At 70.8% G+C, this 9861-nt stretch carries 11 protein-coding genes; 8 read left to right on the forward strand and 3 right to left on the reverse strand.

The window, feature by feature from the left end:
- The coding region (locus WEB03_RS16705) for a GreA/GreB family elongation factor (RefSeq protein ID WP_368072053.1) at positions 1–365 on the forward strand (365 nt) is incomplete at its 5' end.
- Positions 362–778, forward strand: a complete 417-nt coding sequence (locus WEB03_RS16710) for a hypothetical protein (RefSeq protein WP_368072054.1) — start codon at positions 362–364, stop codon at positions 776–778. The genes WEB03_RS16705 and WEB03_RS16710, both read left to right, overlap by 4 nt.
- On the opposite strand, the gene WEB03_RS16715 is transcribed toward WEB03_RS16710, so the two are convergent.
- On the reverse strand, positions 707–1927 hold the full coding sequence (locus tag WEB03_RS16715; RefSeq protein ID WP_368072063.1) for a fatty acid desaturase: 1221 nt from the start codon (positions 1925–1927) through the stop codon (positions 707–709). The two genes, WEB03_RS16710 and WEB03_RS16715, sit on opposite strands and share 72 nt — an antisense overlap.
- Before the next feature lie 172 nt (positions 1928–2099).
- Positions 2100–3302: a ferredoxin reductase gene (locus WEB03_RS16720; protein WP_368072055.1), complete on the reverse strand. Its 1203-nt coding sequence runs from the start codon at positions 3300–3302 to the stop codon at positions 2100–2102.
- A gap of 177 nt (positions 3303–3479) precedes the next feature.
- Between WEB03_RS16720 and WEB03_RS16725 the strand changes: the two genes are divergently transcribed.
- The 5 genes from WEB03_RS16725 to WEB03_RS16745 all read left to right on the forward strand — a co-directional run bounded on the left by WEB03_RS16725 (position 3480) and on the right by WEB03_RS16745 (position 8519).
- Positions 3480–3848, forward strand: a complete 369-nt coding sequence (locus tag WEB03_RS16725; RefSeq protein ID WP_368072056.1) for a hypothetical protein — start codon at positions 3480–3482, stop codon at positions 3846–3848.
- Between the two features lie 76 nt (positions 3849–3924).
- Entirely contained in the window at positions 3925–4428 is a 504-nt protein-coding gene (locus tag WEB03_RS16730; RefSeq protein WP_368072057.1) for a MarR family winged helix-turn-helix transcriptional regulator, read from the forward strand.
- A 139-nt stretch (positions 4429–4567) separates the two neighbouring features.
- Positions 4568–7816 (forward strand): fused isobutyryl-CoA mutase/GTPase IcmF, encoded by a 3249-nt coding sequence (gene icmF / locus WEB03_RS16735; RefSeq protein ID WP_368072058.1) that lies wholly within the window; start codon positions 4568–4570, stop codon positions 7814–7816.
- 105 nt (positions 7817–7921) lie between these two features.
- Entirely contained in the window at positions 7922–8098 is a 177-nt protein-coding gene (locus WEB03_RS16740; RefSeq protein ID WP_368072059.1) for a hypothetical protein, read from the forward strand.
- A 166-nt stretch (positions 8099–8264) separates the two neighbouring features.
- On the forward strand, positions 8265–8519 hold the full coding sequence (locus WEB03_RS16745) for a hypothetical protein (protein ID WP_368072060.1): 255 nt from the start codon (positions 8265–8267) through the stop codon (positions 8517–8519).
- Between the two features lie 38 nt (positions 8520–8557).
- Here the strand turns inward: WEB03_RS16745 and WEB03_RS16750 are convergent, their stop codons facing one another.
- Entirely contained in the window at positions 8558–9175 is a 618-nt protein-coding gene (locus tag WEB03_RS16750) for a PH domain-containing protein (protein WP_368072061.1), read from the reverse strand.
- Positions 9176–9330: 155 nt separating this feature from the next.
- On the opposite strand from WEB03_RS16750, the gene WEB03_RS16755 reads away from it, so the two are divergent.
- Positions 9331–9783, forward strand: coding sequence for a universal stress protein (locus WEB03_RS16755; RefSeq protein ID WP_368072062.1), 453 nt, complete (start codon positions 9331–9333; stop codon positions 9781–9783).
- The last annotated feature ends 78 nt before the right edge of the window (positions 9784–9861 follow it).

The raw sequence follows: 9861 nt of genomic DNA on the forward strand, positions 1-9861 counted from the left end.
CGCAGATCGACGACGAGCTCGGCAACGAGCGTGACCAGCAGCTGGTCACCGAGCACCAGCAGCTGGCCGAGCAGGTCGAGGCCCTCCGCCACGTGCTGCGCGACGCGGTCTCCCCGAGCGACGTCCGGGACGATCCCTCGATCGTCGAGGTCGGGGACGAGGTCGAGGTCCGGTTCCCGGACGACTCGACCGAGTCGTTCCTCATCGTGCACCCGGTCGAAGCTGGGCTCGACGAGCACCGCACTTCGATGGACGCGCCGCTGGCGGCCGCCGTGCTCGGCGCCCGACCCGGTGACCGCGTCACCGTCTCGTCGCCCGCCGGTACCTACCACTGCACCATCGTCCGTCGCGACCGGCTCGAGTGACGACCGCGGCTGCGGGCCGCGTGCTGGTGTGCCGCGTCGAGGCTGATGCACACACCGCGTCGCGGCTGCGCGCGCTCGGCGATCGCTCCGGGGCTTTCACGGTCGATGCGGGCACGTCCGTCCCGGACGTCCTGGTGTTCGCCATCACCGACGACGATGGTTCGAAGCTCGGCGAGCTCCGTCGGGTGACCCGCGATGCGCCGGCCGTCCGCACCGTCGTGATCGGCGCGGGCACGGGCCGGTTCGCGGCCGCGTTCGAGGCCGGCGCCGACGCATGGATCGATCACGGGGCGTACGACGACAGGGTGGTGGGGGCGGTCACCGGCCGCCACCCCGTCGTCTCAGCTGGCCGCCGCCGCCGGCGCGGACGCCGCCGCTTCCCGCGCACGTCGCTTGCGCTCGGCGGCACGTGACGCCGCCAGCGGGATCTCCTTGCCGTTGATGCGGTCCTGATCGAGCGGCGCATCCTTGGCGTGGAGGTCGATGCGCTCGACCCGGTCGGGGCCACCTGACCCGTCGGGCTTGCGCAGCCGCCAGATCTTGCGGACCACCGAGCCGAACTGCTCGCGGAGGTTGCCGACGTTGTAGGGCAGCTCGTAGCGCTCGCAGATGTCGCGGACCTCGGCCGACAGCGACGCGTACCGACGCGATGGCAGGTCGGGGAAGAGGTGGTGCTCGATCTGGTGGCCGAGGTTGCCGCTGATGATGTGGAACAGCCGGCTGCCCCGGATGTTGGCGGCACCGATCATCTGCCGCACGTACCACCCGCCGCGGGACTCCTGCTCGACCTCCTCCTCGGAGAACATCGCCGTCCCGTCGGGGAAGTGGCCGCAGAAGATGATGGAGAAGGCCCAGACGTTGCGGATCAGGTTCGCGACGAGGTTGCCGGCGGCCACCGCGGGCGCGTTCGGCCCGGCGAGCAGCGGGAAGAGGATGTAGTCCTTGCCGTCCTGCTTCGCGGTCTTCATCGCGATGACGCGGGCCACGTCCTGGACCTCGTCCCAGCTGTTCTCGTCGTTCTTGAGCTTCTCGATCTCGAGGTCGTGGGCGGCCACGCCGTACTGGAACAGCAGGGCGAGCAGGGTGCCGTAGATGGGGTTGTACTTGTCCCGCGGGCGCCAGGCCTGGTCCTCGGTCATCCGCAGCAGGCCGTAGCCGACGTCGCGGTCCTTGCCGATGATGTTGGCGTAGGTGTGGTGCATGAAGTTGTGCGACAGCTTCCAGTTCGCGGACGGCGCCGCCGTGTCCCACTCGTAGGACTGGGAGTGGATGTGCGGGTCGTTCATGAAGTCGTACTGGCCGTGCATGACGTTGTGGCCGATCTCCATGTTGTCGAGGATCTTCGACATGGCCAGCGACGCCACGCCGGCCAGCCAGGTGGCCGGCGTCGGCACGAACAGCAGCACCCGGCCGGCGACCTCGCACGCACGCTGCGCCTTGACGACGCTGCGGATGTAGGCCGCGTCCTCCTCGCCGATGTCGGCGAGGATGCGGTCGCGGATGGCGTCGAACTCGCGGGCGAGCTCGGCGATCTGCTCCTCGGTGATCCCGGTGCGCTCCATCAGCACGGAGTCGTCGATCGGGCCGTCACGTCGACCCGGAGCCGAGGGTGTGCCCGCAGCGTTGTGGGCGGGCGTGGGCATCTCGGTAGCGGTCACGAGCGGTCCTCTCGTCGGACGTTGGTCGATCGGGTCAGGTGGTCGGTGGGGGAGCGGGTGCCGGCGTCGGCGACGGTCAGAGGGCGAGCTCGACGTCGCCGAGCGCGACGTTGACGCAGATCTGGATGTCCTGGTCGTCGTCGCTGGACACCTCGCCGGTCGTCAGGCTCTGCGTGACGCCCTTGACCTTGCGCGTGGTGCAGGTCTTGCAGATACCCATCCGGCAGCCGTACTCGGGTTCGAGACCCGCTTCCTCGGCCTGCACGAGCAGCGGTCGGCCATCGTTGGCGAGCTCGATGTCGCTGTCGGCCAGCTTCACGCACCCCTCGGCGTTCACGTCCGCGGACGGGGCCGCGAGGGTGAAGCGCTCGATGTGGAAGCGGTCGAGCGCCCCCGCCTCCTCCCAGATCGCCTCGGCGGCGTCGAGCATCGGCGGCGGACCGCAGACGTAGGCGGGCGCCTCACGCCAGTCGGGTGCCACCTGGTCGAGGTGGCCCTGCTCGAGGTAGCCGCAGAGGGTGTCGGGGTCGCCATCCTCCTCGCTGCACACGGTGACGAGGGTGACCCGATCGTGGTGCGCGTCGATCCGGTCGAGCTCGGCGGCGAAGATGCGATCGGCCGGCGTCTTGACGTAGTTCAGGAACGTGATGCGCCCGCGGTAGCCGTCGGCCAGGAGGGTCCGGGTCATCGACATCAGCGGGGTGATCCCGCTGCCACCACCGATGAACAGCAGGTGGTCCGGCAGGGGGGAGGGCAGGACGAACTCGCCTCGTGGCTCGGAGATCTCGAGGACCAGACCGGGTCGCGCGTGGGTCTGCAGGAAACGCGACACGAAGGCGTCGTCGCCCGCCTTGACCGTCAGCGTGATGAGCCCGTCGGCGCGCCGGGGGCTCGAGGAGATCGTGAAGTACCGGGTGCGGCGGCGGCCGTCGATGTCGACCTGGGTGCGCACGTGCTGGCCCGCCTCGTGCGGACCCCACGCCGGGCCGGGGTCGAGGACGAGCGTGGTGACGTCGTGGGTCTCGCGGATGCGGTCGACGAGCAGCGCTCGCGTCCGGTCGAGCGACCACAGCGGGTTCACCATGCTCAGGTAGTGGTCGACGCCGTGGGGGGTCGTGGCGAGGTCGACGACGCGTGAACGCAACACCCGCTGCAGCCGGCGCGGGAGCTGCCGCGTGCGAGCCTGTATCGGGCCGGCGTGCATCGACCCGCCGGCCTCCTGCGCACGCTCGGGCACGAACCTGTTCGGATCGCGGACGGGACTGTCGGTCGCGGTCACGCGCGGCCCTCCTGGTCGAGGGGTCCCTCCCGGACCCCGCGGTGCGGCCGCACGTCATCCTGCGGCACGAAGCAACGTTACAGCGTTCACTGTCGCGTTCGCCCGCCCGTCCGGACGGGTCCGTCCCGTCCTCGGCCCGCCCATCACACACACGACGGACGCTGGGGCGTACCGAGCGTGCGCGACGGGTGGCGTCCGGCGCCGATCGAGCTGTTCGCCCTGGCGGGGGTCGGCGCCGGCGCGGTCGTCGATCCGGCTGTCGAGCGGATGCGTGCCACCCTCGAGACAGAGCCGGACGGGGCTGCCAGCGACGGTCTCATCGAGTCGCTCGTCGAACCGAAGCTGGCCCGCGTGGTCTGGGTGATGTTCGGTGCCGACCTCGCGATCGTGATGCTCATGACGGCCAAGCCCGGCCTGAGCACCGCCCTGATCACCGCTGTGGTCGGGCTCGCGCTCGGTGTTGGGCTGGCCGAACGCGACCTGCGTCAGCGTCGTGGGTCGGTGCCATCCGCACCGAGCGCGCCGCCGGCTGCCCTCGCGCTCTGATCCGCTGAGGCGGGCGTCTCGATCCACGGCGAACGTCTAGCCTCTCGGCGCCGGCGACCGCCGACCCGAGGTGGCTGTGTCCCGTTCCCCGCTGCCGTTCGATCCCATCGCCGAAGCGCACCGGCGGTGGGTCGACCACGGGTGGGGTGATGCGGCCGATGGGATGGCGGCCGTGACCTCGATCGTGCGGGCACAGCAGATCCTGCTCGCCCGCATCGACGAGCAGCTCCGCGACCTCGACCTCACCTTCGCCCGCTACGAGTTGCTCATGCTCCTGCACTTCAGCCGCGAGGGACGGCTCCCGATGAACGTGGTCGGCAGCCGCCTCCAGGTCCACCCGACCAGCGTGACCAGTGCCGTGGACCGGCTCGAGGACCAGGGCTTCGTGCGGCGCTCGCCCCACGCGACGGACCGACGCACGAAGCTGGCGGTGCTGACGGCCACAGGCCGTGAACGGGCGTTGGCCGCCACCGCTCGGCTGAACGCGACCGTCTTCGCCGGACCCGGCCTGTCGGCGTCTCAGGTCGGTGCCCTCGTCGAGGTGCTCCGGGAGCTGCGCCACGGCGCCGGCGACTTCTGATCCGAGGGTCACCCCGCACCCGCTGACGCTCGGCCAGGTTGCTGTCCTCACCGGTGACGGTGATACTAGGACGTCCAAGTATCTGCTGGCGGCGGTGGCTCGGTCCTCCGCGCTCGTCGTCGCCTGACGGGAGCCCGCCGTGAGCGACCACGCGTCCGATCTGCACGTGCCCGAGCACCCCGTCCGGTTCGTGACGGCGGGCAGCCTCTTCGACGGGCACGACGCCGCCATCAACATCATGCGACGGCTGCTGCAGTCCCAGGGCGCGGAGGTCATCCACCTCGGTCACGACCGCAGCGTCGACGAGGTCGTGACCGCCGCGCTGCAGGAGGACGTCCAGGGCGTCGCCGTCAGCTCCTACCAGGGCGGCCACGTCGAGTACTTCACCTACCTGGTCGAGCAGCTCCGCGAACGCGGCGCCGACCACGTGAAGGTCTACGGCGGCGGCGGTGGGGTGATCGTCCCCGAGGAGATCGCCACCCTCCACGAGCGGGGCGTCGCTCGCATCTTCTCGCCCGGCGACGGCCAGGAGCTCGGCCTCCCCGGGATGATCAACACCATGATCGAGGCGTGCGACGTCGACCTCACCGATCAGCTGCCGACGGTCGACGCCGTGCTCGCCGGTGACGCGGCCGCGCTGGCTCGTGCCATCTCGGCGCTCGAGGCCGGCCGTGGTGACGACCTGGCGACCGGGCTGCGCGACGCCGCGGCGCGACGGGAGGTCCCCGTCCTCGGCATCACCGGCACGGGGGGAGCCGGCAAGTCCTCGTTGACCGACGAGCTGGTCCGCCGCTTCCGGCGTGACCTCGAGGACAAGCTGCGCATCGCGGTCCTGGCCATCGACCCCTCGCGTCGGCGCGGTGGGGGAGCGCTGCTCGGTGACCGCATCCGGATGAACTCGATCGCCCCGGGACGGGTGTTCTTCCGCTCGATCGCGACCCGGTCGCACGGCTCCGAGGTGCCCGACCACCTCGGCGACACCATCGCGGCCTGCAAGGCCGCCGGCTTCGACCTCGTCATCGTCGAGACGCCGGGCATCGGCCAGGGTGATGCGGCCATCGTGCCGTTCGTCGACGCGTCCCTGTACGTGATGACCCCCGAGTTCGGCGCCGCCTCCCAGCTCGAGAAGATCGACATGCTCGACTTCGCCGACGCCGTCGCGGTCAACAAGTTCGAGCGCCGCGGCGCTGACGACGCGCGACGGGACGTGGCGCGTCAGATGGTGCGCAACCGCGAGGCGTTCGGGACGCCGTGGGAGGAGATGCCGGTCTTCGGCACCAGCGCCGCACGGTTCGACGACGACGGGGTCACCGCCCTCTACCACCACCTGCGTGGCGTGCTCGCCCCCCACGGGCTCGACGCCGGACCCGGGACGCTGCCGACGGTGGACACGAAGGTCTCCACCGCCCTTTCGAGCATCATCCCCTCAGGACGCGAGCGGTACCTGTCCGAGATCGCCGACGCGATCCGTTCCTACCACCAGCGCACCCGGGACCAGGCCGACCTGGCGCGGCGTCGCCAGCACCTGCGCACGGTGCGTGACGAGCTGTGGAACGACGCCGACGGTGCGGCACGCCGTGTCATCGAGGATCGGCTCACCGAGGTCGCCGAGGGGCTGGCTCCCGAGTGCGACGCGTTGCTGCGCGAGTGGCCGGCGACCGTCGAGGCGTACTCGGGGGAGGAGTTCGTCTACACCGTCCGTGATCAGGAGGTCCACGTCCCGCTGACGCGCGAGACGCTGTCGGGCAGCAGGATCCCGCGCGTCGCGTTGCCCCGACTCAGCGACGAGGGCGACCTGCTGAGCTTCCTGCGGTCCGAGAACCTGCCGGGCCGGTTCCCGTTCACCGCCGGGGCGTTCCCCTTCAAGCGTGACGGCGAGGCGCCAGCCCGGATGTTCGCGGGCGAGGGCGACCCGTTCCGCACCAACCGTCGTTTCCACTACCTCGCCGAGGGCAACCCGGCCACGCGCCTGTCGACCGCGTTCGACTCGGTGACCCTCTACGGCCGTGACCCGGCGGAGCGTCCCGACGTCTACGGGAAGGTGGGCACCTCGGGGGTGTCGGTCGCCACCCTCGACGACGCGAAGGCCCTGTACGCGGGCTTCGACCTGTGCTCGCCCACCACCTCGGTGTCGATGACCATCAACGGCCCGGCGCCGACGGTCCTGGCGATGTTCCTCAACACGGCGATCGATCAGCAGCTCGACGCCTTCTGTGAGCAGGAGGGTCGCGAGCCGGACGCCGAGGAGGCCGAGGACATCCGCGCCCGGGCGCTGCGCGAGGTCCGCGGCACGGTGCAGGCCGACATCCTCAAGGAGGACCAGGGGCAGAACACCTGCATCTTCTCGACCGAGTTCGCGCTGCGCTGCATGGCCGACGTGCAGGAGTGGTTCATCGAGCACGAGGTGCGCAACTTCTACAGCGTCTCGATCAGCGGGTACCACATCGCTGAGGCGGGGGCGAACCCCATCTCCCAGCTCGCCTTCACGCTCGCCAACGGCTTCACCTACGCCGAGGCGTACAAGGCCCGGGGGATGGACGTCGACGACTTCGCGCCGAACTTCTCGTTCTTCTTCTCCAACGGGATGGACGCCGAGTACACCGTGATGGGTCGTGTCGCTCGGCGCATCTGGGCCGTCGCCATGCGCGACCTCTACGGTGCGAACGAGCGCAGCCAGAAGCTCAAGTACCACGTCCAGACCTCGGGCCGGTCCCTGCACGCCCAGGAGATGGACTTCAACGACATCCGCACGACGCTGCAGGCCGTCTGCGCGATCTACGACAACACCAACTCGCTGCACACCAACGCCTACGACGAGGCGGTGACCACACCGACCGAGTCGTCGGTCCGGCGGGCGCTGGCGATCCAGATGATCATCGACCAGGAGTGGGGCCTGGCCAAGAACGAGAACCCCCTGCAGGGTGCGGCGATCGTCGACGATCTGACCGACCTCGTCGAGGAGGCCGTCCTGGCGGAGTTCGACCGGATCTCGGACCGCGGGGGTGTCCTCGGCGCGATGGAGACCGGCTACCAGCGCGGGCGCATCCAGGACGAATCGATGCGCTACGAGCACCGCAAGCACGACGGCTCCCTGCCGATCATCGGCGTCAACACCTTCCTCCGCGAGGGCGCTGACGGTGACCCGGACGCGACCGTCGAGCTGATGCGCGCGACCGAGGACGAGAAGCGCGGCCAGCTCGAACGGGTCCAGTCGTTCCGCACCGACCACGCCGACGAGGGCGCACGCCAGCTCGCCCGGCTCCAGGAGGCGGCGACGTCCGGCGGCAACGTGTTCGACGTGCTCATGGACGCGGTCCGCCACTGCTCGCTGGGGCAGATCACCGACGCCCTGTTCGAGGTCGGCGGCCAGTACCGACGCAACGTGTGACCCCCGCGCTCGTGGTGCGTCGGTCCACGCCCGGTCGGCCGCGATCACCCTGCCGTTGCCGCGTGCGGCGCCTAGGGTCGTGATCCGATACCGAGGGGCCACCACGTGAAGAACATCGCAGGCATCGTTGGAGCGCTCCTCGTCCTGGCGGTCGTGCTGGCGATCGTCAGCTTCCTGCTCGATGCGCTCCGGTGGCTGCTGATCATCGCCGCGGTCGTGCTGATCGCAGCCGCGCTGGTGGGTGCGGTCGGCAAGCGCGGACGTGGGGGCGACGCCGGCTGAGGCGGGCGCACGCGTCATCCGATCGGGCTGGCCGGATCACGGTTGTGCTCCCGTCCTGGGTCGGTACAGTGTCCGAAAGACGGGGGTCGAGCCGGCGCTCCTGGTCCTTCCGACCACGGGAGGGTGCCGGCGTTCGTCGTGGGCCCCTCCACCAGGAGATCGACCGTTGGCCGCGAACCCCGACACCTGTCTGATGTGCAGCGGTCCCTCGCCGGCTGCCCCGTGCTGCTCGAACGCTTGCCTGCGCGCAGCGACGCGCGAACGCGACCGCAACCTGCGCGAGCTCCGGGCGCTGCGCAGCCGGGGTGGCTCGAGCGAGGCGTGCGACGCGCTGACCCGTCGCAACGGTGAGCTCACCGGCGCGATCGTCACCGGCCTGAGCCCCCTGCGGGTCGACGAGGGCTCCCCCTCGAAGGTCTGACCCCCGGGTGCGCGGCCCGGCCGGTCCGGCCGGTCCGGTCAGCCCTCGAGCAGGTGCCGCTTCTTGGTCTCGAACTCCTCGTCGCTGAGGTGTCCGCGCTCACGCAGATCCGCGAGCCGTTCGAGCTGCGAGACCACGTCCCCCGCAGCCTCGCCGGCGGGCCCGGGTCCGTGTCGCATCGCGAGCGAGCGAGCCTCCCGGACGCGGTAGACCTGGGACTGGAAGTGCTCGGGGTCCGGGATGTCGGCCAGGCGGCTCTGGCCCTGGGTCCCCGCCGACTCGAGCAGCACGTCGCCGTACCCGAGCAACCGCTCGACCACCGACTGCGAGAACAGCACGTTGTTGATGTTCTCGAGCGGGATCTCGGTGCCGCTGCGCGCGATCATCCCGCGCCGCACGATGATCCGTTCCGTCGTGAGGACGTAGTTGGTGAACCAGTAGTTGAGGACCGCTCGCCCCGCGATCGCCAGCCACAGCACCACGGCCACCGCGAGGACCACCCACGGCACGGGCGGTTCCGACGCGAAGAACCCGACCGTGACGGCGGCGGTGAGCAGCATCGCCCAGGCCAACGCCGGCAGGAGCACGCGCCAGTGCGGCCGGAACTGGCGGACGATCTCCTCGTCCTCCGTCAGCAACCGCTCGGGGTAGCGCACGCATCCCTCCCTCGGGCGTGGTGGCTCGATCCGGCAGGAGCCTAGGTGGCGACCGGGCGGATGGTCGTAGGTCCCGCGCGTTCGGGCCCGAGGCCCCTGTCGCGGGCCGTGTGAGCACGGCACGCTCGGGGCTGAACCCCCCGGAGGAGCCCGCCATGGTCGCCACCACGGAACGAACCGTCACCCGCATCGTCGTCGGGATCGACTCGTCCGAGCACGCTCGCCGCGCCCTGCGGTGGGCCCGGGACGAGGCACAGGTGCACGGCGCGACCCTGGAGGTCGTGCACGCCTACCCGACGCCGGAGGTCGCGGTGCTGCCGGCCATCGCCGCCCTGCCGTCCGACGAGGACCTCGAGGCGTCGGCGTACGCCGTCATCGACGACCAGCTCGAGGAGGTGGGCGGCTTCGATGGCATCCCGGTCATCAGGATCGCGCGCTCGGGTGGCGCGGCGGGGGTGCTGTGTCACGAGGCCGCCGACGCCGCCATGGTGATCATCGGTAGCCGTGGGCGAGGTGGGTTCAAGGGCCTGCTGCTCGGCTCCGTCAGCCAGCAGGTGGCCACGCACGCCCCGTGCCCGGTCGTGATCGTCGGCCACGGGGTCGACTGAGACCCGTCCGGCGGTCCAGGCCGGTGGGCCGTGAGGTCAGCTGAAGCCCGTCCAGGGGGCCGGGCCGGTCGGCCGGGC

This window comes from Nitriliruptor sp. (assembly GCF_040882075.1).
Classification (GTDB): Bacteria; Actinomycetota; Nitriliruptoria; order Nitriliruptorales; family Nitriliruptoraceae; genus Nitriliruptor.